The following is a 25,281-nucleotide window of genomic DNA, read 5'->3' as shown; positions in this document are numbered from 1 at the left end:
GAAAAGATGATTGTTATTTAAGCAATTAAACATTTAGATATAGGTAAATGTATATCGACATCTAGCTCCTTATTCATTTTGAATAAAAGAAAATAGAGAACGGGATGTTGTATACAGCTGAGCACCATCAATAGACTCATTTATACTATCGCCACAGACAATACCCACACTATATCTTGGCCTTGTTAATGCAACATAAAATTGAGCTCTTGTTTTGTTTGCTAGATCGGTGTCATTATCAAATACCCACTTTAACATATTCACAGTGGGGTAAATGATTGCTCTATCACATTCTGAACCCTTTGATTCACCAAAATTCATAACTGGTAACTCATTGTTTGCTCTTTCATCCTTGCTGCTATGTCTAAGTTGGGTAGGCATATAAGTTTCCAAATATTTATTAAGGTCAGACGCTCTGACTAAAAAAACACCATCATGCCCTGTTTTTGTGCATTGGTCGGACTTACACTCTTCATAATCTGGATAAAGTCTTGATGAAAATTTACAGATAAGCTCATTGTTTCTGTGAGAAATATTTAATGATGTTTCATCAATTTCACATTTTTCTTTTTTGCATTTATCTATTATGAAATTTTTAATTCGACCATAAGAGTATTGTTGATGTTTCCGTTCATTATGAGTAAGGTATGTTACTTGACGTGGATCTCCAACCAAAGTCATATTTATAGGGCTATTAAAAAATAATTTTAATAACTCCAAATCGTATCCTGCTAAATCTTGAACTTCATCTACAAATATATGAGAATAAATTTTACTTAATCGATTTATTACAGCATTTTCACTTTGCTCATTACATCTGAATACAAGTTTGGCTATTTTATCAGAGTAGACACGATAATCATCGGTAAAATAGTGTTTGTTAAATTTTGACTCAGGATAACAGATTCTTTGACCACTTTTATTTGTAAACCAATATCCTGATGCCTCATTAACTAATAACATCCCGTTTACTTTATGTTCAAATAAACAATCTTGGTAAGGTTTAATACCATCCTGAATTAAAAATGAAAACCATGTTTGAACAGTGATGTTTTTTGGAATGCATTTTTCAATCTCAAAAATTTTTTGACGAATGGCTTCTTCATTTGCTAGCGTATATGTGGTTATAAGAATATTACCATCATGTTGCTTTAGTGCTTCTTTAATTATCTCAGTCGTTTTCCCCGAACCAGCTGCAGCAATAATTAGTTTATTATTTGTCATTTATTCTATTGCCTCCAATATGTAGTCTGGGAAAACTATTTCTTCATTAGTTTCAAAAATGTCAAGAGCACAATCTGTCTTATTATTTTTCATGAAAGTATGCATTTCATTCTCAGTCTCATAATCAGTGTCAAAAATAGTGTTCATCAATGCTAAACTATTACATTTGAATATTTTAGGCTCTAGTGTATTATAATTGAAAGGTTTGCCACTAATTTCATGGGATCCGGTATCAACGTTTTCATCATAGCAGATGATTATGTTCTCTTTTTTGTTGTCACCTATATAATTTTTATATTTTTTTTGAAGAGCTGCTACATTTCCATCATTATCAGTTACAACTGCAACGTTTTGATCAATTTTTTCTGTAATTTGTAGAAAACGTAAAAATGAAGTCCCAACAGAAATGACATCTATGCCATCCTCTATGGGTAATTTACCCTCGTATTTATTCATATAAGCTTTTTGAACTACTAATTCATCAGAATCTCCTTCAACTAATATTGCTTTTTTACACAATATCATTCTTAGAGTATCATAACCGGATATTTTTTCAAAAAACTCTTTTGTAGAATCTTCTAGATCATTCAGTTTAATTTGATTACGGTTGTTTAAAAGAATAAGATGATCTAGACCTAATTTATTGGCGACAAAACTACTGTGTGTAGAGATAATAATTTGCTTTTCTTGGCAATCATTCTTAATATCATTAATCAATTGATTTAGTTTTGTATGTGTAAGATGATTTTCAGGTTCTTCTAAAAGAATAACTGGGGCCTCTTTTGTCTTTTTGTTGAGGAGTGCCAGTTTTGTTTTTATAATACATTGTTCACCTTTGCCGACATAGTGAAATGGGACATCATCCAAATGTGTCATCAAACTATTTTCCCAAGAGTTTTTAGATGAATGTTCAACAGATAATTCTACTTTTTTTTCAGATACGTTGATGTTATCTTTAATCTTTTCATTGATTTTTTGTATAGTAGGATCATCCATGAAGTATTCTTTCATATTTCTATGAGCTTGTGATATCTGCACAATTTCTTCTGCATCTAAATATTGTCGAACAATTCGTGATAAATAAATGTCAGATCCATTTTGCGAACCACATGATGATGAATCAATTAACGCTGATTTTACAGGTATACTCCTAGTCGTTATGTCTTTTCTAGCAAATGTTGACCACTTAATAGAATAGTATTCGATAGGAAGTGTTTTTATGCCATCACTTTTAACAAGGATTTCATATTCTTCCTTGTATTCTTCATCAAACTCTATTTTTAATGCGAGTCCACACCCATTCATATCTTTATTGCTATTACTACTTCCCATAAATGTTGGAATACTCTCATTATCAAAATATAGTTCAATTAGTATATGAGGGGGATTGGCATCTCCTCCATTACTTAAATTATCTAAATATGCATCTACAATCTCATTGTTAAATAAGTACTGAGTAAGTGTATTTTTTAGATATCTTCCATTTAAGATTCCAGTTAATGCTAAATGAATGGCTTCAAGAATTGTAGATTTTCCGGCTTCATTGTTTCCAACTAATATATTCAGTCCTTCATTTAATTCGAGTTGAAATTCACCTTTAAAACATTTAAAATTTACAATTTTTAGTTTTTTAATCATTATTTATCATCGCCATTTTAGCTAACAGGAATGTATATTTTCTTACTGTCTAAGTTCATCTTGATGGTACATAACTGTTCCCATTTTATTATTTTGTATTGATAAATATTTCCATGCAATAGTATTTTTCCACCTTCTTAGCTAATCTCTCCACCAATATCATTAAACCCTCTACCCCCCACATTCATTGCAATGAATCTTTCACAGTTTACATGAGGAATGTCTCGAATAAAATTGTTCGGTGATAAACTATGACTGCCGAAGATGATTTTAGGACATTTCTTGAAAAAGCAATTTGGGAAAAGACTTGGGAAGAGGAAGATGAGGACGGAGAAATATTAGCTTATGAGGTCCTGTCATTCGAGGAAGCCGGGATCTTGTCAAATGATAATGGCTTAGTTGTTATCGCGCCCGATAGATCGACATTTGTTGTGACAATCCAGCAGAAGATGTGATAGCATGGATGATATTTTTGGTGAAGTTGTCTATAGCTACACATCAGAGCAAGCTGTTGAGGATGGAATCCTATTTGATATCACTAAGATCAATCCTGAATGGGAGAAGGGCATCTTTAGGTACATAACAACTAACCTGATGGCGCATGGCTACATGACTGATGATATCAATATCCCTAACCTGTTAGACCTATTGAATCAAGCTAATGATATTGTACGGAATGCATCTAATGGCTTCAAAGATAAGCCCGAATCGTTTTATTCAGGTAATATCGAGTTGGCCAGTGGTGAGAAACAGCAGATATTCCTATCATTAAACGAGCTTGGAAGGTACACAATTATGTTGCCAGAGGATTACTAAAAGCAACAAAATCTTCTTTTTTTTCTTTGACTGGAAATGCGTGGAGTCGAGTTCTAATCCTAAATATTTGCCAGCTCCCTCAAAACAAAAATATGATATAGCATCAAACACTTTTGAACTTGTACATTATAGGTGTCTTTCTTGGACTCTTACATCAACATTGCAAGGGAATCTGAATTTTATCAGGGGTACATCCGTTTCAAGATGTCGGTTAGCAATGAGAGTCCCTACGTTATCACAGAGATCACGCTTGATTTCATCTTTGACGAGAACCTGTTGCATATTGCGGATCATGATAACTGTCCCGTGAGAAACGGTAAATTTAATCTGGGAATTGTTCATGGTGGCAAGTCAAAAACATTCACTATCCTTTTCGAGCCCCTTACCTGCACCAAAGCTGCTGATATAAGATGTCAAATTAACTATGCGGACCATGAAGGCAGGATGAATTCCTTATGGATGGAACCCAAGGAGATCAGCGTTACCTGCCCAATAATGAAGACTGATCAGGACATTAATATAGGTAGGCTCAAGGAGTTCATCGAGAAACTGCCAAACAGCGATAGCCGTGTTTATGAGGTACAGAACGGTTTTGATGTCAAGAAGCTTTCTATCCTTGCTCGTGAGGTTGTGGAAAGGCATGATGTAAGGCACATCAGTACCTTGCACACCCGTGACGGGAATGCATGTGAGATATGGTACTACGGAAGGACCAAGGTCACTAAAGATGATATTGTAATAAAAATATCCATTCTCGCCGAGCACAGTACAATGGAACTGTTCGCAGCTACTCGTAACTCCGAGGCACTGGCAGGCCTGCTTGCTGAGGTTGGTCGTGACCTGAAAGAGATTGTTGAAGACAAGGCAAGTGGCATAGGCAGGGTTGTAAACGTACACATCAAGGATTCTCTGATCCAGCGCAGCAATTTGCTGGATATGTGTGACATGGACGGTACCTGCGACATCAATGTGGTCATCGAGGATTCTCTGATTCAGCGCAGTAATATTGCCACAGTAAATGAGGAAACTGCACGTCTGAAAGCTGCCGAAGAAGCTGAGAAAAAGAGAAAGGCAGAAGAGGAGCGTAGGCTCAAGGCAGAGGAAAGACTAAGGGATGAGAATGAAGAGGCTGAGAGGAAAAGGAAAGAGGTGAAAAAGCAACAAACTGCAAAGCAAGCACCCGTTTCGTCTCAAACTACACCTGTCTCTAAATCACAAAAACCTGTTTCTCCTCTCGTGAAGCGTCGAGATTCATCTCAAAAAGAGCAAAAGTCTGGTCAGAACAAATTGTTAATACCGATGTTATTGGTTTTGCTTCTTGGAGGAATCTGGTTGACCATGCCGGAAAGTAATGATAATTCGGACACAATTTACGTTCAGGAACCTGTCCAGTCGAATGAGAATCCAGCAATTGTCAATCCAGAAAATCCTACTGATAAAAAAGATGATTCAATTAGTGATATTTCCGAGAATTCCATTGATGAAAATGATTACAAATCTGAGGCTGTTGTAAGTTCATCGAATATCCCAAAAACTTACACCAACACTATCGGCATGGAGTTCACGCTTATTCCGGCAGGCGAGTTCATGATGGGCTCGAATGATGGGCTTTATCGTGAAACTCCTGTTCATGAGGTAACCATTGGGCAAGCCTACTACCTTGGCAAATACGAGGTCACTCAGGAACAATGGATTGAAATAATGGGGGATAATCCTTCTTATTTTGATGGTAAAACTAATCCCGTGGAATCAATTTCATGGCTTGATGTGCAGGAGTTTGTTAAGAAGTTGAATGAAAAGGAAGGTATGGACAAGTATCGTCTGCCTTCAGAGGCCGAGTGGGAGTATGCCTGCAGGGCAGGTACAACCACAGCGTATTCTTTCGGAGACAGTGAGTCTGATCTGAGTGATTATGCTTGGGCTGCTTATGTGGATTATTCAGGACCTCGTCCTGTTGGTACAAAGAAACCCAATCCTTGGGGTTTGTACGACATGCATGGCAACGTCTGGGAATGGTGTCAGGACAGTTATTATGACAGTTATCTCGAAGGTTATAAAGGCGCTCCTGTTGATGGTACTGCATGGGAAGGTAATAGTAACTACCGTAGTTTTGCACGTGGGGGTAGCTTCCACACCACTGCTGAGGGATGTCGGTCAGCGTTTCGCGTCCTTTTCAGCTCGGGCGACGGCGACGAAACATTAGGGTTCCGTCTCATTATGGATGTGTAATTATTTACTGCCTTACCACTTTACAACTTTACGAATTGCTAAGTTAGAACAATGATTTTATCTTCATATCATTAAACGAGCTCGGAAAGTACACAATCATGCTTCTCGTTGACTATTAATAGAAATGACGAATATTTTTTTTACCTTTTAGATGGATATATGTTGGGTAATTTTTCAATAATAAATCGTTTGTGTACGAACATTCTTTAATGCCAGTATCTATATAAGGGTTTCTGGGAAAAGCTAATGTCCTATTATCTGAATATTCTATCTATACTTCTATAATCTCCGTTGTTATCGGAAATCTTGGGAAGGATGAACAAATTGACAGGAATAAGAAGATTGGTTCTGGATGTGTTGAAACCTCACCATCCCTCTACCATTGAACTGGCAGAAAATTTGAGTGTTATTGATGGGGTTACTGGTGTGAACATCGGTTTGTATGAGGTTGACCAGAAGACAGAGAACATCAAGATCACTATTGAAGGTGATCAGATCGACTATAATGTTATAAGGCAATCCATTGAAAATCTTGGTGCTGTTGTGCACAGCATAGATGAGGTAGCTGCAGGCAATAGTCTTGTAGAAGAAGTGGAAACCCTTCAGGATCGCTGAAGGGACAAGTTTTCTGTTATATTTAATAATAATTCATCTAATTGATTCAAAGAGTTGAACCTTTTTATTTTGGGCCTTCCTCTTCATAACGTTCAATGACCTTTGCAAAAGCAAAGTTTGGTTTGACATCTGTGATCTGTATCTTCACAGATTTACCTTTTTCTGCTTCTTTAACAAAGACCACGAAATCCTCAACATAGGCAATACCATCTCCGGAAGCGCCCATTTCTTTGATAACGACATCGAATTCATCGTTCTTATGCAAAGGTGCAGTTAGGAACTTCTTACCGATCACATAGATCTCTGCGCTTTCATCCCTTGATGCATGTGGTGAGTATGCCTTGGTAAATGTGAAGTTTTTTCGAACCTCGTCCATGTAATCCTTGAACATATCTCCCTGGAAAACCTTCACAATAAAATGTCCCTGGGGTTTGAGTATCTTCTTTGCGCATTCCAGTGCGGAAGTTGTAAGGTCTATGGAACGTGCATGGTCAAGGCTCCAGTTACCTGATAGATTTGGTGCAGCATCACAAATGACAACATCGGCTCCATCCTCTCCGACCATTTCGATGATCTTCCTGATGGTCACATCCGAGGTAATATCTCCTTTTATTGTGTCCACACCTTCGATCTCTTTGATGCGGCGAAGGTCCACTCCGACGACCTTTCCTTCGGAGAGTTTCTTTGCGACCTCGAGCCATCCGCCAGGTGCAGCTCCAAGATCCACAATAGTGTCTCCTTCCTTTATTACCTTGAATTTCTCGTTGATCTGGAAAAGCTTATAGGCTGCCCTCGAACGATATCCTTCATCTTTTGCACGCCAGTAATAAGTATCTTTTCTATGCCTTGCCATATCTATCTTCACCTCTCATCGCATACAAACATCAAATATCTTGTGCTGCTCCCAGAGCATCGATCTGTTTGCTAATATCCAGTATCTCAGTCTCCATCTCTGTGATCTCTCCTTCAAGCCACGAATCATAGTCATAGTAGAGATTTAACAGGTCGCTGTATCTGTGTTCAAGCACAGGGATATCAATATTATCGTCTTCTCCTTTAGCAAATGTCTCTATGTTATGCCTGAGCTTTGTGATCCTTGCCTTCAATCTTCTGGAGAATCGATGTGTAAGTTTGTGTGGATCTATCTCACGCCTGTCCAGTTTTAGTATGTCAATGACCTCGCTCAGATCGAATGGAAAATTCGGGAATGCATTTGGTCCAACAATATAATAGTGAACATCTTTACCATCCTTTTCATCAACTTCTCTAAGCTCTTCAGGGGATATTATCTCAAGAAGGTGGTGTGATACTGCTTTTTCCAGCAGCTTAGTGATCTCCTCCTCATCAGGTATGTCCTCTTCTCTGATATAGGCAAGTTCCTGTACGGTCTTTACAACTTCATCATGCGTAACGGCCCCAAGTGCGTCTGCCATGCCTTCGATCTCTTCCGGTTCTACCATGTTCGCTCCTGTTACAGTTTATATCGGCGGCAGCTGAAGATACTTTTTATTATGCTATCAGTATCATGCTTTTCGATCTTTGCATCAATGTTCCTTTCCATTACTGGTAAATCCGTATCAATATTTTCAAGGATATAATTTGCCAGCACAGTGTCTCCACATATTATTATCATATCAATATCAACAGGAGCATGCTCAAGCATGTTCTTCAGTGCGTTCCTGACCTTTTCCACATGATGATCTATATCTTCATCCCTGAGCCTTTCAAAGCGCCTCTGGCTAAATCCACCCTTTGTATGTTTGGCTTTGACACTGCTCCTGATGATCATATCTTCGTCAAATCCGGTCTTATCGGAAGATATGCCGATAAGTGATTCTCCGGCGTGGGCAGCGAGGATACATACATTAATGTCCTTTATGAGCGTGTTCTTTAGCGCCCCGGTCCCAAACGAACCGGACATTTCTACATAACTTCTTTCAAATGGGAGTGCAGGAACTACAACCTCCTTTACCATCTGCATCCTGTCATAGAACAGTGCATATCCTGTGTCACTTTTGATCTTTTGTATCAGGTACTGGCTATTCTGGTCTATCTCCCTAATACCATCCTTTGAGACTCCTGCGTTCAAAATCATCTCTTTTTCAGTAATGTAGGCAGTTAGCAGTGAATCGCGATCAGATCTTATGGATTCCAGCTGTTCAATGTAGGATTCCATCTGTGGCGTTGTGACCTCTTCGATAAGAGCAAATGAGATTTCCTCAGAAACTTCCTCTTTCTTCTCTTCAAGCTGGTGTGTGAGTGTTTCGATCTTAACGTTAGCAGCTTTGAGTTTTTCCTCTGCTTCCTGTTTTGCAGCAAGGGCACGTTTTGCATTGGTCTCGTTCTTCTCAAACCTCTTCCTGTCGATCTCCAGCTCAAGTATGTGTGACTGGAGCTTGTCGATCTCATCCTCCAGCTTTTCTTTTCCTGAATACTTATTAAAAAATGTGTTCAGGTTTCCTGCGACTTTCTTTGTTCCAGCCATTAATCTCAAGTTAAGTGTTTCAGGATGCTATTAATACTTCTGTTAGTATATGCACAACTGTTAAGATTCTTATTGACATTTGCCAAACATTTAAGGAAATATGTGGGTGTATGCGATTGGCTGGATACTTTAGCGGCTAAAGTGATCACTGTAACTCATTGCCTGGTTTGATAGGAAAGAGCTCTCGTTTTACGCGGTGTTACAGTGAATGAATGAATGAATGAATGAATGAAAGGAAAGGTTAAAGATATTTATAGTGAATATGTTTAATGGGGTGCGTTAGATGGATAGTCAAGTAAAATGTTCAACATGCTATTATTGGATAGTCGAAAATGAATTAGGTGGGGATCGTGGGGAATGTAGGAGATATCCTCCCCTTGCCGACACTGAACAACATTTTAGAACTGGTAACGTATATTTCCCCATCACTACTAAAGAGCTCTATTGTGGTGAGTGGAAACAAAGACCAACAAAGGAAGACGTACTAAAATAACGTTCTCCATCTTTTTTTCATTGTTTATTCCGTTTCGTGATCTGTGAACTTCCAGATTACATCTTTTATTTTTATTATTGACTGCTTGACGCTGCTTTTATATTTAGGCAAAATGCCAGTTAATGTGCCTTATGTTTTCTTAACTGGGGCACATTAAAGGCGTCTAATGGAAGAAAATGGGATTCTCCAAAGGTACATTGCATTAGTTTGGGGTATTTTTAACCTATGTGTTCAAAAGCATGGATAAAAAGAATGCCGTTTTTCGAAAAACTTTCAGTAAGCTACTTATCATTAGAACACAAAGTGGATTTGATGAAAATGTCACGTCATCCTACTATATGGATAAAAGGGCAGAGCAGTGCTTCCCTTTCCGGAAAGGTCATCGTTATTGCTGTTACCGGCAGTATAGCTGCAGTACGTGTTGTTGAACTTGCACGTGAACTTATACGCAACGGTGCAGAGGTTTATGCTGTAATGAGCAAAGAGGCGCAACATATCCTTCATCCTTATGCATTGCATTACGCCACTGGTCACGATGTCATCACTGAGATCACCGGTGAAGTTGAGCATGTGAAGTTCTTCGGCTCAGAAGGATGTGCAGATCTTCTCCTGGTCGCACCTGCAACTGCTAATACCATCGGCAAGATGGCATATGGGATAGATGATACTCCTGTTACGACGTTTGCAACCACGGCCATGGGCTCCGGTACGCCTGTGATCGTTGTTCCTGCTATGCACAATTCGATGTATGAACATCCGGCTGTGATGGAAAATATAAACAAGCTTCAGGATTGGGACATAACCTTTGTAGGTCCTCATCTTAATGAAGGAATTGCAAAGATAGCATCCAATGACCAGATCACACTTGCAGTAGAACGTTCTCTTGGCAGCAGTACACTTGCAGGAAAAAAAGTGATCATAACAAGTGGTGCAACTGCAGAGGCCATTGATCCTATCAGGATTATCACCAATCGTGCATCAGGCCGTACCGGCAGGGAGATAGCTCTGGAATTCTACCGCAGGGGAGCGGAGGTTACTGTGGTCCACAATGGCAGGTTCGACTCTGAAGGTGTGAATGAGATCCTGGTCGAAAGCGCAGGGGAGATGATCGATGCAACTCTCAGGGAACTTGAACATGGCTATGATATGTTGATAAGTGCAGCAGCGATCTCAGACTACACTCTTGATGCTCAGGACAATAAGATAAGATCAGGTGGTGAGCTGAACCTGAAATTCAGGAGTACCCGTAAGCTCATAAGAGAAGTACGTGATGCTTATCCCGATATTTCCATTGTTGGATTCAAGGCAGAGGCCGGCATTACAGAGGATGAGCTGATAACACGCGCAAAGGAATCTTTAATAGCTGCTGAACTTGACATGGTGGTCGCAAACGAGGTGAGCATCACCGGGATGGGAACCGTGGAAAATGACGTTCATATAATATCTGCAGGGGATGATGGGATCACTCATGTCAGTGGAAATAAGCGGCTGATAGCTGAAACACTGGCAGATAATGTGGAAGATATGTTTGGGAAAAGAGAGTCCGATGTCAATTGAAAATTCTGTTGGCAGGGCCTTTGCTCCTGGTCATATTACAGGTTTTTTTGAGATACATGATGATCCCGATCCACGCAGGAAAGGATCAACCGGGTGTGGTATTGTCCTTGATGGGGGCATTGATGCCATTGTCACTCCTGGGGAGGAAAAAACGGAGATATTTCTCGATGGAGTCTCTGTTAAAGCAGATACTACACTTTCGTTGATAGGACAACTTGTGGACTTTCCTGTTCATGTGGAATGCACCTCGTCGATTCCCATAGGTTGCGGATTCGGTGCATCTGCCGCAGGTGCTCTTAGTACTGCTTATGCACTCAATGATGCCTTCTCGCTGGGCCTTACCTCCAATCAGCTTGTTGAAGCTGTCCATATTGCTGAGGTGAGCAATGGTAGTGGCATGGGGGACGTTGAAGGTCAGTATTTCGGGGGGGTTCCTATTAGAAAAGCACCGGGTTGCCCTCCTTATGGTGTTCTTGATCGTGTCCCTTCACCATCCTTTGAGGTTCATTGTATCGTACTTGGTGAACTTTCAACTGGTTCGGTGCTAAATGATGATGGACTTATGAGTGAGATCAATTCTGCAGGCAGGTCTGCATTGCGTTCTTTGCTGTCACTTCCTACAGTTACGAATTTCATGGAGGTCTCAAAACAGTTCACTGTAAAATGTGGTCTTGCGAGCGATCGTGCAATGGATGCTATCGAAGCAGTAGGTGCAGCAGGTGGTATGGCTTCTCAGGCAATGTTGGGAGATACCGTTTTTGTCTGCTCGGTTGAAGATGCAAAAGAGGATGTGTTAGAAGTACTTTCGACTTTTGCAGAGGTTACTACTTATAAGGTAACTTCGTCTTATCACCATCCTGGATATTTTTGAAGTTCATCATATAATTTGTTCGCAATGGTACGAAAAGTGTATTAATAAAAAGGATGTATTCTTTAATTCAGTTGGATCACTATATACAAATCAGGAGTAAAATACTATGGTAATGGAAGATGAATGGGATATCAAAGATCCCAAAGAAGGTAAGGAATCCCCTATACCTGAAATAAAGATTCCGCCAATGGCAGGAATTGTTCTCCGTGGAGCGGCTATTCTTCTAACGATACTGATCATCTTTTCCGTATTGTTCGGATCGATCTTCGTATCTATAGGTGCTGGTGAAGTTGGTGTGAAGTTCAGCCAGTTCGGTGGTGTTCAGGATGATGAGCTTGGTGAAGGTCTGCATATTGTCCCTCCGTGGGTAAGTGTTACCAAATATTCTGTCAGGAGTGAAGTCTACACTATGAGTGCAAGATCTTCTGAAGGTGAAGTTACGGGTGATGATCAGATCAATGCACTAACGAATGAAGGATTGACCCTTGGTCTTGATATCAGTGTAAGGTACAGGCTTGTTTCAGAGGATGCGAGTGAGGTCCATACAAAGCTTGGTACTGGCTATGCAGAAAAGATCATAAGGCCTACGATAAAGTCCGTTATCAGGGAAGTTGTTTCCAGAAATACTGCCATGGAGGTCTATGGTGAACAAAGAGAACTGGTCGCAACCGAGATGGTTGATGAGATGGAAGCTGCTCTTCTTGAGGATGGTATAATTGTTGAAGAGGTTCTTCTAAGGAACGTCAGGTTGCCTGAAAAGGTGGCTGATGCTATTGAGTCCAAGCTTCAGGCAGATCAGGAAGCTCAGAGGATGGTCTTTGTGAAGGAAAAGGAACAACTTGAAGCTGAAAGGAAGATCATTGAGGCGAATGGTGCTGCTAATGCGACCATTGTCAGGGCGACCGGAGAGGCAGAGGCTTTGCGTCTGATAAATGCGGAACTTGCAAAGAATCCGAAACTTATCAACTACAAGTATATCCAGATGCTTGAGGGACAGGAAGTTCAGACCTTGATAGTTCCTGCTGATCAGGGAATTATCCTGGATGCTACTGCTTGATCAGTGCGGTATGTAATATGAGCGAGATCCCGAAAGATCATCCAAGATACGCTTCCCTCATAACAAGGGAGAAGATCGTCGAAGGTGTCGAACTGGGAATAACAAGTCAGCAGGGGCTGGTCGCACAGGGTCGGGGCGAATGCTTCGATTACCTGACCGGTGAGCAGACCACTGCCTCTGCTCTTTTGGCAGAGAAGGTCAGTGTTGCCATGTTGCTCCTTGCGGAGCGACCGGTGCTATCGGTGAATGGCAATGCTGCTGCACTTGTTCCTGATTCTCTTGTAAAGCTCTCTGAAGTTACAGGTGCACCCCTTGAGGTGAACCTGTTCCACAGGAGCGAAGAACGTGTCAACCGGATAATCAACCACCTTAAAGGGCACGGTGCATCGGAAGTTATGGGGAGCAAGGCAGATGCACGTCTTGAATTGCCGCACAGCAGGGCGATCGTGGACAGTGAAGGCATCTACAATGCAGATGTTGTACTTGTCCCGCTTGAAGATGGTGATCGATGTCAGGCACTTGTGGATATGGGTAAAAGTGTGATAACTATCGACTTGAATCCACTATCAAGAACATCTCGTACTGCGAATGTTACTATTGTTGATAATGTGGTTCGTGCTGTGGATAACATGATCGATCTTTTCTCTGAGCTGAAAGAGCTTGATGAGGCTGAACTACGCAAAATGGTCGGTGACTATGACAATTCCCGTACACTTTCCGATGCTGTGCAGCAGATGATAAGAAAACTTGAAGAACTTTCAGATACGTGAGGTATCTCATGGATCTGATCGACAGGACCCGGGAATTTGTTGCAGGCGTGCTTGCCGATGAGCCGAGTTCTCATGAGATGTCACACATCGAGCGTGTGGAATCCACTTGTATGGAGATACTGGCAAAAGAAGGCGGTGACCTTCAGGTCATCAGACTTGCAGCTTTGCTTCATGATGTGGGTGTTGTCAGGGAGCATCGGGAAGGCGGTGATCATGCTGAATACAGTTCAGAGATCGCCCGTGAGTTCCTTTTAAGCGAAGGTGTTGATACTCCTACGGTCGATCACGTAGTTTCCTGTATAAGGACCCATAGGTTCAGCCGCGGACATAAAGCGGAATCTCTTGAAGGTCAGATATTGCAGGATGCAGATCGTATTGATGCTCTTGGTGCTATTGGGATATTCAGGGCAGTTATGTCCATGGGTGCATTGCGATGTTTGAAGCATGCCAGCGGGGTAGAGAAAGCTTCTTCAAGGAATGCCTATGCTGAAGATCCTCTGGATGGCTTTGCCGAGTATATGGAAATGAAACCTTTTAAAATAATAAACAGATTAAATACTGCCGCTGCAAGAGAGATCGCAGAGGATAGGCTTAAGATAATGCATCAATATCTTGATGCATTGGAGGATGAGACATCTTCCGATAACATGTACAGGTGTCATAATGGCTGATATCATAATAAAGAACGGTTATATTCTGACGATGGATCCGTCGTTGGAGAACATCAAAAATGGTGTTGTTGTTATAGAAGATGGCAGGATCACGGATGTATGCGAAAAGACAGAAGAGACTGCTGAAACTGTAATAGATGCACAAGGCAGCGTTGTGATGCCTGGTTTTGTGAACACTCACACCCATGCAGGAATGACACTTTTCAGGGGATATGCTGATGATCTCGCTCTTTCTGACTGGCTGGAGAACCATATATGGCCGGCAGAAGCTGAACTGACAGCTTCTGATGTTTATGCAGGCACTCGTCTTGCATGTCTTGAAATGGTAAAAAGTGGAACCATCGCGTTTGCAGATATGTACTTCTTCATGGAAGAAGTTGGGAAAGTAGTTGAAAGTTCAGGCCTTCGTGCTGCCCTGTCCTATGGTATGATCGAGCTATGGGATGAGGAGAAAGGCAAAACCGAACTGAAGAAAGGCAGATCATTCGTTAATGAGTGGAATGGTAGGGCAGGTGGCAGGATATCTGCCATGTATGGTCCACATGCTCCGAATACATGTTCAAAGGAATTCCTTATGAAGGTAAGGGAGCAGGCAACTGAGGACAATGCAAAGATCCACATCCATGTTCTTGAAACTGAAGCGGAACTGAACCAGATGAAAGAACAGTATGGTATGTGCTCTGTGAACATGCTGGACAGCATTGATTTCTTTGGTCCCGATGTTCTTGCAGCACATTGTGTGTGGCTTTCTGATGGTGATATGGATATTCTGCGCAACAATAATGTTAATATTTCACATAATCCTGTAAGCAACATGAAGCTGGCATCAGGTATTGCTCCTATTACGAAGTTGCTCGATCGCGGAGCGAACGTCTGTCTTGGTACCGATGGTTGTGCCTCCAACAATAATCTTGGCATGTTCGAGGAGATGAAGACTGCAGCGTTGCTCCAGAAAGTTGATACTATGGATCCGATGGCACTTCCTGCAAGGCAGGTGCTTGAGATGGCTACGGTCAACGGCGCAAAGGCACTGGGCATTAACAGCGGAATGATAAGGAAAGGTTATAATGCAGATGTTATTATTGTTGACATGAACAAAGCACATTTGAATCCATTATATGATGTTCCTTCTCACCTAGTGTACTCGGCTGGTAGCAGTGATGTGAGAACTACTATTGTAAATGGTAAAGTGCTTATGGATGATTACAGGGTCCTTTGCATGGATGAGCAGAAGGTTATCGATGAGGGTCGGGATGCAGCAGAGAAACTGATGTCCCGCGTGGATGCGAAGAAATAATGTGATAATTCGTTCCATTGTATTGATCCTATTAAATTACATTTTACGCTTTAAATTGGAGATTCGAATATGAGTGAAAAAGAACTGATAGAATCCGGTGATATGAAGATCGGCTGGGTGCGTAATCACATGCCTGTGCTATCTATCATCAGGGAGAACTTTGAGCGCGAGCAGCCTCTTAAAGGGCATAAGATCGCAATGGCGCTTCATGTCGAGGCAAAGACCGCTGCTCTTGTTGAGACCCTTGCAATAGGTGGTGCAGAGGTAGCTATTACCGGCTGTAACCCACTGAGCACACAGGATGATGTCTCAGCTGCCCTCAATACCAGGGAAAACATTGATTGTTATGCTAAATACGATTGTTGTGGCGATGAATATTATGAAGCCATTGACAAAGTGCTTGATATGAAACCTGACATCACTATTGATGATGGTGCAGATCTTATTTTCAAGCTTCACACCGAGCGTCAGGACATGCTTCCTGATATCCTTGGTGGCTGTGAGGAAACCACTACTGGTATCCACAGGCTTAAGGCAATGGAAAAGGACGGTGCCCTGAAGATGCCGGTAATTGCTGTCAACGATGCAATGACCAAGTTCCTTTTCGATAACCGCTATGGTACCGGTCAGTCCTCCTGGGATGGTATCATGAGGACCACTAATCTTCTTGTTGCAGGAAAGACCGTTGTAATTGGTGGGTATGGCTGGTGTGGAAAGGGTGCAGCACTTCGTGCATCCGGACTTGGTGCTGATGTCGTTGTGACCGAGATCGACCCTATACGGGCACTCGAAGCACGTATGGATGGCCACCGTGTAATGTCAATGGCAGAAGCTGCAAAGTATGGTGATATCTTTGTGACAACTACTGGTAACGTGGATGTCCTTACAAGGAAGCACTTTGAAGTTATGAAAGATGGTGCAATTCTTGCAAACTCCGGTCACTTCAATGTGGAGATCAACCTTGAAGAACTCACTGCAATGGCAGATTCTATCAATATCGTCAGGAAGAACATCAAGGAGTATAATGTTGCCGGCAGGAAGATCAACGTACTTGCTGATGGAAGGCTTGTGAACCTTGCAGCAGGCGACGGTCACCCTGCAGAGGTTATGGACATGAGCTTTGCAAACCAGGCACAGTGTGTTAAGTACATTGCTGACAACAAGCTGGAGGCTGGCGTACATCCGGTTCCTCGTGATCTTGACATTTATGTTGCCGAGTTGAAGCTAAAGTCACTCGGAATAGATATCGATGAACTTGAACCCCATCAGACCGAATACATGGAAGGTTGGGAGTGCGGGACATAATTGTCCTGCATTATTTTTTATGACCGCGTTTTCCCTTTGTCTTTGAATTTTGGTCATTTAGTTCATATGTCCTTAAATTCTTGGGAATAGCGATTGGAATAAAGAAACTTGCGATTCGTCCTTTAGAGGAGTTACTAATTATAAAAAAAGATGCGGGAATATTTTCCTTCTGAATTCAGGCCTGCAACTTTGTAAAAGTCGTAAATTATATTATATATATGTATTGAATAGTTGCATGTCTGATCACTGAAGTAATAATATATTTTTTATATGTCTTCATTGTTTATGGGGAAATTACAAAGTACAAAGGCGAGTTCATAGAAACACTTAAATACTATTATTCCCTTGTTGTCCCGTCGTACGAGGCTTGTAATATGTGGCACTCGTACAATGTATCGTCATGGGCTCGTAGCTTAGTCAGGCAGAGCGTCTGGCTTTTAACCAGACGGCCTAGGGTTCAAATCCCTACGAGCCCGCCAGCAATCCTGGAATAATTGCTTGCATATTTTTAAGGAGGAATAAATTTGAGTAAGTTCAGCCTGCTTGACCACGAATTGATCCCCAATCATGAGATAATGGACGAGGATGAATTAAGGACTGTCCTGAAGCACTTTAATGTAGAGAGGGAGCAGTTGCCGAAATTAAAAGTAACAGATCCTATTGCACAGGAGATCGATGCGATGCCTGGTGATGTTGTTAAGATCACTCGCAAAAGTCAGACTGCAGGTGAAGCACTGTATTACAGATATGTAATAGAGTGAACACGAGGTTTTCAAATTTGAGACATTTCGTTTATTTTTCACGTACTTTTTTTGGCCGCAGTATAATACACATTTCCTATATTACGGCCGGTCTAGTCAATACTGTGTTCATTCCATTGAACGCTACTACTGATCATAATCGCTTTATTACTCTTAAATATCCAATTAACTAAAAAGAGGGTGCTATCATCGCATTAGATACAAGCATACTATCAGAGGCCTATTTCACAAAGGACAAGATTGTGCAGCATCACATTGACTCTTACAACAAGTTCACCAAATCTGGTCTCCAGAAGATCATTGATGAGCAAGGTATAATCGAGACAGATCTTGAAGATATCTATGTAAAGCTTGGTAAGATAAGGGTGGAAAATCCGGTAGTTAAGGAAGCTGACGGTGCAATTGAGAAATTGTATCCAAATGAAGGAAGGTTACGTAATCTTTCTTACTCAGCTCCCCTTTTCCTGGAGATGTCTGTTGTACAGAATGGTGAGGAGCAGGAACCAAGGGAAGCCAAGATCGGTCAGCTTCCTGTAATGATCAAATCGGATATCTGTAATCTTGTTGGCATAAATGACGCTGAAATGATCCAACATGGTGAAGATCCGCTCGATCCCGGAGGATATTTCATAGTAAATGGTACCGAGCGTGTTGTAATGACCCTCGAGGACCTTGCACCTAATAAGATACTTGCCGAGTTCGGTGAGCGTTATGGTGATACTATCGAGGTTGCAAAAGTATTCTCTCAGAGGAGGGGCTACAGGGCTCTGGTAGTTGTGGAAAGAGGGCGTAAATCCCTGTTGGAAGTTTCTTTCCCATCCATATCCGGTCGTATAAACTTCATCACATTGATACGTGCTCTTGGAATTGAGACCGATGAGGATGTTGTAAAGGTGGTTTCTACCGACCAGGAGATCATGAAGTTCATGTTCGAGAACCTTGAGGAAGCTGAAGTGGACACCATCGAGGATGCTATCGAGAAGATCGGTGGCCGTGTTGCTTCAGGCCAGGCAAGGGAATACCAGATGAAGCGTGCAAATTACGTAATTGACCGTTATCTGCTCCCACATCTGGGTAACGATCCTGCAGACCGGATCGCAAAAGCCCACTTCCTTGGAAGGATGGCGGAATCATGCTTCGAACTTGCACTTGGAAGGCGAGCTGGCGATGATAAGGATCACTATTCTAACAAGAGGTTGAAACTTACAGGTGACCTGATGGAAGATCTGTTCAGGGTAGCATTCAACCGTCTTGCACGCGATGTTAAATACCAGCTCGAGAGGGCGAATATGAGGAACAGGGAACTGAACGTAGCAACTCTTGTTCGTGCAGATGTACTTACTGACCGTCTGCAGCATCCTCTTGCCACAGGTAACTGGGTAGGCGGAAGAAGTGGTGTTTCACAGTTGCTTGACCGTACAGACTACATTTCCACTCTGTCTCACTTAAGACGTGTGATCTCACCATTGTCAAGAGCACAGCCTCACTTCGAGGCCCGTGATCTGCACCCAACACAGTGGGGTCGTCTTTGTCCGTCAGAGACTCCTGAAGGTCCAAACTGTGGTCTTGTGAAGAACTTTGCCCAGATGGTCGAACTCTCCACAGGCGCTGAAGAGATTGATGCTATCAAGAACATCCTTTATGGGGTTGGAGTTGTTCCTGTTGAACTATATGTTCCTGAGAAAGTGCTTGATTTCTCAGGTGATGCGATCTATGCAGAAGAGCTTGATATAGCACCTGTAGAGACTGTAAAACCAGAGGTTGAATATCATGATATTATGGATGAGAACGCTGATCCTATCGGCGATGATAAACCAGAGGAGGTTGTTCAATGACTGAAGCAAAGGTCTTCCTTGACGGGGAACTTATCGGAACACATAACAACCCGGTAGAACTGGTTGCAGACATCAGGGAGCAGCGTCGCAATGGCATGCTATCCAGTCAGCTGAATGTAACTCTTTACGAGGACATTCATGAAGTTATCATCAGTTCAGACATGGGTCGTGCCAGAAGGCCGGTCATTGTCGTAGAAGATGGTGTTCCTCTGGTCACAGGTGAACATGTAGAGAAACTGAATGCTGGTGAAATATCATTCCTTGATCTTGTAAGTCAGGGGTGTGTTGAGTATCTGGATGCTGAAGAAGAAGAGAATGCTTTCATTGGTCTTTACGAAGAAGACCTTACTCCAAATCACACCCATCTTGAGATCGACCCTTCACTGATCCTTGGTATTTGTACCGGTATGGTCCCATATCCGGAACACAATGCTTCTCCAAGGAACACAATGGGTGCAGCGATGATCAAGCAGTGTATCGGAGTTTCCACTTCTAACATCAAACTTAGGCCGGACACACGCGCACACGTTCTCCACTACCCTCAAAAAGCACTTACACGCACTCACACATGTGATTCAATTCACTTTGATGACCGTCCTGCAGGACAGAACTTCGTAGTTGCCGTTATGTCCTACGAAGGTCACAATATTGAGGATGCACTTGTCTTTAACAAAGGTTCTATTCAGAGAGGTCTTGGAAGAAGCCACTTCCTGAGAACATTCGAGGGAGAAGAACGCCGCTATCCTGGTGGTCAGGAAGACAAGTTCGAGATACCCGACTCTGAGTTCAGAGGCGCTCGTAGTGCAGACGCATATGCAAACCTTGATATTGACGGTCTCGTAAACCCTGAGACCATTGTAGGTCCAAATGCTGTGCTTATCGGAAAGACAAGTCCTCCAAGGTTCCTTGAGGAGCAGTCTGATTTCGGTATAACTGTTGAGCAGCGCAGGGAAAGTGCAATTACCATGCGTTCCAACGAGAAAGGTATCGTGGACACCGTTATTCTTACTGAGTCCATTAATGGAACCCGTCTTACAAAGGTTAAGATAAGGGATCAGAGGATTCCTGAGATCGGTGATAAATTCGCATCAAGACACGGTCAGAAAGGAGTTATCGGTCTGATAGTTCCATATCAGGATATGCCATTCACTGAAGGTGGTATGGTTCCTGATCTTGTTATTAATCCACACGCGATCCCTTCACGTATGACTGTCGCTCACGTTCTTGAAATGATCGGAGGCAAGGTAGGTTGTATCGAAGGTCATCGCATTAACGCAACTGCTTTCTCAGGTGAGACCGAGGATGACATCCGCGATGGTCTGAAGAAACACGGTTTCTCACACACAGGAAAGGAAGTATTCTCTGATGGTGTAACCGGAAAGAAGATCCAGGCAGATGTTTTCGTAGGTGTGATCCTTTACCAGAAACTGCATCACATGGTCGCATCAAAGATACATGCCAGGTCCAGAGGTCCTGTACAGGTATTGACCCGCCAGCCAACAGAAGGACGTGCTCGTGAGGGTGGTCTGAGGTTTGGTGAAATGGAAAGAGATGTACTGATCGGACACGGTGCTGCAATGACCCTGAAGGAAAGGTTGCTTGATGAATCTGACAAGGTTGTCGAGCTTGTATGCGGTCACTGTGGAATGGTTGCTACCTTTGACAGAACACGTAACATAAGGTACTGTTCGAACTGTGGTGCAGAAACAGATATTCACCCGGTAGAAATGAGCTATGCTTTCAAGTTGCTCCTTGATGAGATCAAATCTCTGGGAGTTGCTCCAAGACTTAGACTTGATGATGCAGTGTGATGGTGATACAGATGGATAATATGATACCTTCAATACCAAAAAGGATCGGTGCGATCAAATTCGGTCTGATCTCTCCTCGTGAAGTTAGGAAGATGAGTGTCACATCGATCATAACTGCGGACACTTATGACGATGACGGGTACCCTATTGATATGGGACTTATGGACTTGCGTCTTGGTGTTATTGACCCCGGTCTGAAATGTAAAAGTTGTGGAAGCCGCGCCGGAGAATGCCCCGGTCACTTCGGTCACATTGAACTTGTGGCTCCTGTGATACATGTAGGCTTTAACAAGACCATTCGTAAGATCTTACGTTCAGTTTGTTGCAAATGCAGTGCTCTGATGCTTGATGAAAGTAAAAAGAGGGAGTACCTCGAACAGCTTTCCAAGTATAAGGATATGGGTCATCTTCCTGATGATGTCATCAATGATGTTTTCAAAGAGGCAAGAAAGCCAAAGGTCTGTCCATATTGTGGTGAAGCACAACTTGATATCAAGTTCGAGAAGCCAAGCGAGTATATTGAGGATGGTCACAAACTGACCCCTACTGAGATCCGTGACAGGTTCGAGAACATCTCAGATGATGATATTCGTGTCATGGGGATGAACCCTGATACTGCTCGTCCTGAATGGATGATCCTGACCGTACTTCCGGTTCCACCGGTCACGGTGAGACCTTCCATTACACTTGAGTCCGGTCAGCGAAGTGAAGATGACCTGACACATAAGCTCGTAGATATTATTCGTATCAACCAGCGTTTCCAGGAGAACAGGGATGCAGGTGCTCCACAGCTTATCATCGAGGATCTGTGGGAGCTGTTGCAATATCACGTTACAACTTATTTCGACAATGAAGTTTCAGGTGTACCACCTGCAAGGCACAGGTCAGGAAGGCCGCTGAAGACACTGACCCAGCGTCTTAAGGGTAAAGAAGGACGTTTCAGGGGAAGTCTGTCTGGTAAGCGTGTTAATTTCTCTGCACGTACGGTAGTTTCCCCGGACCCTAACCTTAGTATAAATGAGGTAGGCGTACCTTTTGAAATTGCAAAACATATGACGATCCCGGTAAGGGTCATCTCAAGGAACCTCGAGCTCATGAAGGAATATGTCCGTCGTGGGAAGAAGGTCCATCCGGGTGCGAACTATGTCATCCGTGAGGATGGTCGCCGTATAAAGGTGACTGATCTTAACACTGAGGAACTTCTGGAGAAACTTGAGCCAGGATGGATCGTTGAAAGGCAAATGCAGGATGGAGATATAGTCCTGTTCAACAGGCAGCCTTCACTTCACAAGATGAGTATCATGGCACACCGCATAAAGGTACTTCCTGGCAAGACCTTTAAGCTCAATCCGGCAGTATGTCCTCCATACAATGCTGATTTTGATGGTGATGAGATGAACATGCACGTACTCCAGACAGAGGAGTCCCGTGCAGAGGCAAGCATCCTCATGCAGGTGCAGGAGAATATTCTTTCTCCACGTTTCGGTGGTCCTATCATCGGTGGTATTCACGACCACATTTCAGGTCTGTTCCTTTTGACAAGGAATGAGAATTTCATCAGTAAGAATGATGCTCTGGAACTTCTCCGCAAGTCTGAGTTACGTGAGCTACCAGAACCTGCAGGACATCTTGAAGATGGTGCCCCTTACTGGAACGGTAAACAGATCTTCAGTCAGATCCTTCCTAAGGGTCTTTACGTGGAGTTCCCTGCACAGGTATGTTTCAAGTGTGATGTCTGTAAAAAGGCAGACTGTGAATATGATGCTTATGTTGTTATCGAAGATGGTGAACTGCTTCAGGGTACCATCGATGAACAGTCCATTGGTGCTTTCAAAGGCCTTGTCCTTGATAAGGTGGTCAAGGAATTCGGTGCTACAGCTGGTGCTAAGTTCGTAGATGATTTCACAAGGCTTGCGATCAGGGGTGTAATGTATACCGGACTGAGCTTCGGTATCAGTGATGAGGATATTCCCCGAAATGCTAAGGTCGAGATCGCAGCAAGACTCAAGGATGCCGAGGAAGAGGTCTCTAAACTTATCAGTGCATATGAGGCCAAAGAACTTGAACCATTACCAGGTAGGACTCTTGCAGAAACCATTGAAATGAGGATCATGCAGACCCTGGGTAAGGCAAGAGATGATACTGGTAGGATCGCGGATAACCAGCTTGGTCTGGAGAACTCTGCGGTTATCATGGCAAGGTCTGGTGCTCGTGGTTCGATCTTGAACCTGACTCAGATGGCTGCTTGTGTCGGACAGCAGGCTGTTCGTGGTGAGCGTATAAGAAGAGGATATGCCGGAAGGACATTACCTCACTTCTATAAGGGTGACCTTGCTGCAGATGCACACGGTTTTGTCAAAGCAAGTTACAAGAGCGGCCTGAATCCGACCGAGTACTTCTTCCACGCAATTGGAGGTCGTGAAGGTCTTGTGGATACTGCGGTACGTACTTCCCAGTCAGGTTACCTGCAGAGGCGTCTTGTGAATGCACTTCAGGACCTTGAGGTCCAGTATGACCGATCTGTGCGCGAGACCAGGGGTGTCATTGTACAGTTCAAATATGGAGAAGATGGTATTGACTCCACTAAGAGTGATTACAGTAAGCCTGAGGCAATACACCGTGTTGTCAGGGCTGTTACGGGAAAGGAGGTGGCATAATGTCCATCAGTGAAGCTACTATTGATTCAATGATAGGTGGTCTTCCACTTCCAATGACAACGCTTGCGACCCTCAAGGATGATGTGATGAAGGTCGGAGTAACCAAGAAAGAGCTGGAAGAGATCATCGAACGTGTCATGGCGGATTATGAGTATGCATGTGTTGAACCTTGTGAAGCCGTGGGTGTGGTATCTGCCCAGTCCATTGGTGAACCGGGTACTCAGATGACCATGCGTACTTTCCACTACGCTGGTGTTGCTGAGATCAACGTTACATTGGGTTTGCCACGTCTTATCGAGATCGTAGATGCAAGAAAGACGCCAAGTACTCCTATGATGACAGTTGCACTCGAAGAAGGCTATGCAACTGACAGGGATCGTGCAAGGAAGGTTGCCTGGGAGATCGAAGCAACTCACATCGCGCATCTTGCAGATGTGACTACTGATCTTGCCAACATGAACCTTGTTATTGACCTGAACGAAAAGATGCTGGTCCAGAGGGATATCGCTGTGGATGATGTTGCAGAGAAGCTCGAGGATGATCTTGGAGTTTCAGTTAAGGTCTCAAGTGCTGTGAGCAATCAGATAATTGCTCAGCCAAACGAGCCATCCTACAGGGAACTTCTTCAGCTTGCTAAGAAGATCCATACTATTACTCTCAAAGGCATCGAAGGCATCAAAAGGGTAGTTATCAGGAAAGATGGTGAGGAATATACGCTTTATACAGAAGGTTCAGTGCTAAAGGAAGTCCTCAACGTTGAAGGTGTGGATATTACAAGGACGTACACTAACAACATTGGTGAGATCTATGAGGTGTTCGGCATCGAAGCTGCTCGTAATTCCATCATAAAAGAAGCAAGTGATACTCTGCGTGAGCAGGGTCTTACTGTGGATATTCGTCACATAATGCTTGTATCAGATATCATGACCTGTGATGGTGAAGTAAAACAGATCGGTCGTCATGGTATTTCCGGAGAGAAGGCAAGTGTCTTCGCCCGTGCTGCATTCGAGGTTACTGTAAACCACTTGCTTGATGCAGGAATGCGCGGTGACATTGATGAGCTTAATGGTGTTACTGAGAACATCATTGTTGGTCAGCCTATAAAACTTGGTACAGGTGACGTTCATCTGGTGGCTAGAAATCCTCTTGCTAACCTTGAGGAAGAGTAAGTACAACCAGAAAGTAGATA

At 42.8% G+C, this 25,281-nt stretch carries 22 protein-coding genes and 1 tRNA gene; 18 read left to right on the top strand and 5 right to left on the bottom strand.

Annotation, left to right across the window (positions count from 1 at the left end):
* Positions 1 to 69: 69 nt before the first annotated feature.
* Positions 70 to 1,224, bottom strand: coding sequence for a UvrD-helicase domain-containing protein (locus E7X57_RS10590; RefSeq protein WP_135612929.1), 1,155 nt, complete (start codon positions 1,222 to 1,224; stop codon positions 70 to 72).
* Positions 1,225 to 2,862, bottom strand: a complete 1,638-nt coding sequence (locus E7X57_RS10585; RefSeq protein ID WP_210409062.1) for an ATP-dependent endonuclease — start codon at positions 2,860 to 2,862, stop codon at positions 1,225 to 1,227. It abuts the gene before it with no gap.
* A 251-nt stretch (positions 2,863 to 3,113) separates the two neighbouring features.
* Between E7X57_RS10585 and E7X57_RS10580 the strand changes: the two genes are divergently transcribed.
* The 4 genes from E7X57_RS10580 (at position 3,114) to E7X57_RS10565 (ending at position 6,522) form a co-directional block, all read left to right on the top strand.
* Positions 3,114 to 3,317, top strand: coding sequence for a hypothetical protein (locus E7X57_RS10580; RefSeq protein WP_135612927.1), 204 nt, complete (start codon positions 3,114 to 3,116; stop codon positions 3,315 to 3,317).
* A 4-nt stretch (positions 3,318 to 3,321) separates the two neighbouring features.
* Positions 3,322 to 3,678 carry a hypothetical protein gene (locus E7X57_RS10575; protein ID WP_135612926.1) on the top strand — a complete coding sequence of 119 codons (357 nt, stop codon included), beginning with the start codon at positions 3,322 to 3,324 and terminating at the stop codon, positions 3,676 to 3,678.
* A gap of 141 nt (positions 3,679 to 3,819) precedes the next feature.
* Positions 3,820 to 5,907: an SUMF1/EgtB/PvdO family nonheme iron enzyme gene (locus E7X57_RS12820; protein ID WP_244603680.1), complete on the top strand. Its 2,088-nt coding sequence runs from the start codon at positions 3,820 to 3,822 to the stop codon at positions 5,905 to 5,907.
* Between the two features lie 315 nt (positions 5,908 to 6,222).
* Positions 6,223 to 6,522 carry a DUF211 domain-containing protein gene (locus E7X57_RS10565; protein ID WP_244603679.1) on the top strand — a complete coding sequence of 100 codons (300 nt, stop codon included), beginning with the start codon at positions 6,223 to 6,225 and terminating at the stop codon, positions 6,520 to 6,522.
* Between the two features lie 64 nt (positions 6,523 to 6,586).
* On the opposite strand, the gene E7X57_RS10560 is transcribed toward E7X57_RS10565, so the two are convergent.
* From E7X57_RS10560 to E7X57_RS10550, 3 genes are read right to left on the bottom strand one after another with little or no spacing between them, the layout of a single operon-like run.
* Positions 6,587 to 7,375, bottom strand: coding sequence for a 23S rRNA (uridine(2552)-2'-O)-methyltransferase (locus tag E7X57_RS10560; protein ID WP_135612924.1), 789 nt, complete (start codon positions 7,373 to 7,375; stop codon positions 6,587 to 6,589).
* 31 nt (positions 7,376 to 7,406) lie between these two features.
* Entirely contained in the window at positions 7,407 to 7,982 is a 576-nt protein-coding gene (locus E7X57_RS10555; RefSeq protein ID WP_135612923.1) for a hypothetical protein, read from the bottom strand.
* 11 nt (positions 7,983 to 7,993) lie between these two features.
* On the bottom strand, positions 7,994 to 9,007 hold the full coding sequence (locus E7X57_RS10550) for a Vms1/Ankzf1 family peptidyl-tRNA hydrolase (RefSeq protein WP_135612922.1): 1,014 nt from the start codon (positions 9,005 to 9,007) through the stop codon (positions 7,994 to 7,996).
* A 283-nt stretch (positions 9,008 to 9,290) separates the two neighbouring features.
* On the opposite strand from E7X57_RS10550, the gene E7X57_RS10545 reads away from it, so the two are divergent.
* From E7X57_RS10545 to rpoA2, 14 genes are all read left to right on the top strand, one after another.
* Entirely contained in the window at positions 9,291 to 9,500 is a 210-nt protein-coding gene (locus E7X57_RS10545) for a hypothetical protein (protein WP_135612921.1), read from the top strand.
* Between the two features lie 312 nt (positions 9,501 to 9,812).
* On the top strand, positions 9,813 to 11,057 hold the full coding sequence (gene coaBC, locus E7X57_RS10540) for a bifunctional phosphopantothenoylcysteine decarboxylase/phosphopantothenate--cysteine ligase CoaBC (protein WP_135612920.1): 1,245 nt from the start codon (positions 9,813 to 9,815) through the stop codon (positions 11,055 to 11,057).
* Positions 11,047 to 11,928: a pantoate kinase gene (locus E7X57_RS10535; RefSeq protein ID WP_135612919.1), complete on the top strand. Its 882-nt coding sequence runs from the start codon at positions 11,047 to 11,049 to the stop codon at positions 11,926 to 11,928. Before coaBC ends, E7X57_RS10535 begins: the two co-directional genes overlap by 11 nt.
* A gap of 106 nt (positions 11,929 to 12,034) precedes the next feature.
* The gene (locus E7X57_RS10530) at positions 12,035 to 12,985 is read left to right on the top strand and encodes a prohibitin family protein (protein ID WP_135612918.1); all 951 of its coding nucleotides are present in this window, start codon (positions 12,035 to 12,037) and stop codon (positions 12,983 to 12,985) included.
* 17 nt (positions 12,986 to 13,002) lie between these two features.
* Positions 13,003 to 13,755, top strand: a complete 753-nt coding sequence (locus E7X57_RS10525; RefSeq protein WP_135612917.1) for a 4-phosphopantoate--beta-alanine ligase — start codon at positions 13,003 to 13,005, stop codon at positions 13,753 to 13,755.
* An 8-nt stretch (positions 13,756 to 13,763) separates the two neighbouring features.
* On the top strand, positions 13,764 to 14,426 hold the full coding sequence (locus E7X57_RS10520) for an HD domain-containing protein (protein WP_135612916.1): 663 nt from the start codon (positions 13,764 to 13,766) through the stop codon (positions 14,424 to 14,426).
* On the top strand, positions 14,419 to 15,723 hold the full coding sequence (locus tag E7X57_RS10515) for an amidohydrolase family protein (RefSeq protein ID WP_135612915.1): 1,305 nt from the start codon (positions 14,419 to 14,421) through the stop codon (positions 15,721 to 15,723). The genes E7X57_RS10520 and E7X57_RS10515 overlap by 8 nt, the downstream gene beginning before the upstream one ends.
* A gap of 69 nt (positions 15,724 to 15,792) precedes the next feature.
* Positions 15,793 to 17,028 (top strand): adenosylhomocysteinase, encoded by a 1,236-nt coding sequence (locus tag E7X57_RS10510; RefSeq protein ID WP_135612914.1) that lies wholly within the window; start codon positions 15,793 to 15,795, stop codon positions 17,026 to 17,028.
* A gap of 402 nt (positions 17,029 to 17,430) precedes the next feature.
* Positions 17,431 to 17,507: transfer RNA gene (locus tag E7X57_RS10505), tRNA-Lys, on the top strand.
* Between the two features lie 45 nt (positions 17,508 to 17,552).
* Positions 17,553 to 17,789, top strand: a complete 237-nt coding sequence (locus E7X57_RS10500; protein WP_135612913.1) for a DNA-directed RNA polymerase subunit H — start codon at positions 17,553 to 17,555, stop codon at positions 17,787 to 17,789.
* A 242-nt stretch (positions 17,790 to 18,031) separates the two neighbouring features.
* A complete protein-coding gene (locus E7X57_RS10495) occupies positions 18,032 to 19,624 on the top strand; it encodes a DNA-directed RNA polymerase subunit B'' (protein ID WP_244603678.1) in 1,593 nt (530 codons plus the stop codon).
* Positions 19,621 to 21,435: a DNA-directed RNA polymerase subunit B gene (gene rpoB, locus E7X57_RS10490; RefSeq protein ID WP_135612911.1), complete on the top strand. Its 1,815-nt coding sequence runs from the start codon at positions 19,621 to 19,623 to the stop codon at positions 21,433 to 21,435. The genes E7X57_RS10495 and rpoB overlap by 4 nt, the downstream gene beginning before the upstream one ends.
* Before the next feature lie 11 nt (positions 21,436 to 21,446).
* Positions 21,447 to 24,092, top strand: a complete 2,646-nt coding sequence (locus tag E7X57_RS10485; protein WP_135612910.1) for a DNA-directed RNA polymerase subunit A' — start codon at positions 21,447 to 21,449, stop codon at positions 24,090 to 24,092.
* A complete protein-coding gene (rpoA2, locus tag E7X57_RS10480; RefSeq protein WP_135612909.1) occupies positions 24,092 to 25,261 on the top strand; it encodes a DNA-directed RNA polymerase subunit A'' in 1,170 nt (389 codons plus the stop codon). The genes E7X57_RS10485 and rpoA2 overlap by 1 nt, the downstream gene beginning before the upstream one ends.
* The last annotated feature ends 20 nt before the right edge of the window (positions 25,262 to 25,281 follow it).

The sequence above is a fragment of the Methanococcoides sp. AM1 genome (assembly GCF_900774055.1).
GTDB lineage: Archaea > Halobacteriota > Methanosarcinia > Methanosarcinales > Methanosarcinaceae > Methanococcoides.
The sequence above is the reverse complement of the archived record's forward strand: the minus strand, read 5'-3'. Positions and strand labels throughout refer to the sequence as shown.